The sequence below is a fragment of the Lysobacter korlensis genome (genome assembly GCF_042434515.1).
Genome location: NZ_JBHLTG010000038.1, coordinates 1 through 1,765, shown reverse-complemented (window position 1 = coordinate 1,765; position 1,765 = coordinate 1). Strand labels below are relative to the sequence as shown.

Genomic DNA, 1,765 nt, shown 5'->3' with positions numbered 1-1,765 from the left:
GGCCAGCGAGTGTCTAAGCACCTCGGACTCTTTCGGGCCTAACTACGCGTTCAAGCCGAAACCGCTTCGCGGTTCGGCTTAACTTGAGTGTTAGGCGGCGCGCATGCAGATCAAGCCCAACCCGTGTGCGCGCCTGCTGGTGGAATTGCCCACCGAGCGCTACACCGTTCTTTCGGCAGCTGGCCGAGCTCCGCGCATTGGTGATCTAGTTGCGCTAGACCTGGGGTTTACTGCGCCGGATGGACGCGCAATGGTGCTTGCGTACTTTCCAGCCGTCGGGCCCGAGACTCTCTATGAGGCCGAGGTGTACGAGACCGAGCTAGAGTAGTACTCCCAAAGGCGGCGGCCGCAGTGACCCGGGCGTGCCGCCTAACAATTCGTCCAAGCCGACGCCGCTTCGCGGCGCGGCTTAACTCAGGTGTTAGGCGGGCAACAGTGCTGTCTTGGCCGGTGGTGCTCTGCATGGCTTCGAGCTGCTGTCGTCCCCAGGCAAAGGCACCGCGGTGTTCATCGCAGCGCCCGCAAGTTCGCTCGGGACCGTTGGCTGACTTCGGCCGCCTCGGGCCTCTGACTCTTCCGGGTCGCGCCCTCGCCGCCCTTTCGGGCGTTATTCCATAACGCACTGTCCGCTGGAGCCGTGCGCTCTTCAGGCGTCACCGCCGAGTTGACTGCCTTCGGCCGCTGCCGACTGACGGCTCTGCCTGTTGCTGTGCCGCCCTGCCCGCCCTCTACCCTTGGTCTCGGCCCTTGTCTCTTTTCCGGCTGCGGCCGGTATGCTGCAGCCTAACTATTCGTTCAAGCCGAGCCCGCTTCGAAGCTCCAGAACTCCATACGGGTTCTCGGGCGGGCCGGCTTAACTCAGGTGTTAGGCCTACATATGAAGCCTTTCGTTATCCCACCAGCCGCACAGCGGGACCCGAACTCTGTCCAGATGCTTAGCGCTTGGATAGCCGAGAACGGGCTCCATTGCTCCCTCAAGATCGGCATGTGGCAGGAGAGCGGCCGCAACGAAACCCGGTCTTGGGGCATTCTTCTTGCAGACGCCGTCCGGCACATCGCCAACGCCATGCAGGAGCAGTACGGCCACGCGGCGCCCGATACCGTCGCCGGCATACTTGAAGCACTCCACCGCGAGCTTGGCGACCCCACTTCTCCCGCCAAGGGCGAGTTCCACCATGGTCATTCGTAGCCGTAGGCCTAACAATTCGTCCAAGCCGACGCCGCTTCGCGGCGCGGCTTAACTCAGGTGTTAGGCGCTAGAGGCAGCTATGTCGCTACTCCCAACTGACTTGGCCAGCTTCGTGTGGGGTGCAGCAGCCGGAGGCCTCGCGGCGTTTGGAAGCGGCTTCCTCAAGAAGGCTGGGGAGCACGCATTTGCGGGGCTCGCCAAGCGGATTGACCCGCCGGCGCCCGAGCCGGTCGAAGTTGATGGGCGGTTCATCGCTTCACAATTCCCGCCTAGCGAGTGCGCCTGGGTGAACGCCGTTGGGGTCTACGACTATGAAGCTATGGGGTATACCTACTACCCTCACCCCAAGACGGGTGGCAAGTGCTACCGGATGATCGCGGACGGCTCGCAACCGCTCAAGCAATTTTTGTTGGTTCAGCCAGGCGCCAGACGCATAGCTAGCGCCTAACAATTCGTCCAAGCCGACGCCGCTTCGCGGCGCGGCTTAACTCAGGTGTTAGGGCCCTAAGCATGGCAATGCGGAGTTCGTGCCTTCTTCTGATCGGAGCGGGTACCAGTGCCCTCGCCCTCTCAGCC

Annotated in this window: 2 protein-coding genes; both read left to right on the top strand. The window is 62.8% G+C overall.

The window, feature by feature from the left end:
- The first annotated feature begins 103 nt into the window (after positions 1 to 103).
- Positions 104 to 328 carry a hypothetical protein gene (locus ACFFGH_RS34310; RefSeq protein WP_386677436.1) on the top strand — a complete coding sequence of 75 codons (225 nt, stop codon included), beginning with the start codon at positions 104 to 106 and terminating at the stop codon, positions 326 to 328.
- A gap of 549 nt (positions 329 to 877) precedes the next feature.
- Entirely contained in the window at positions 878 to 1,189 is a 312-nt protein-coding gene (locus tag ACFFGH_RS34305; RefSeq protein WP_386677434.1) for a DUF5076 domain-containing protein, read from the top strand.
- Positions 1,190 to 1,765: the final 576 nt, after the last annotated feature.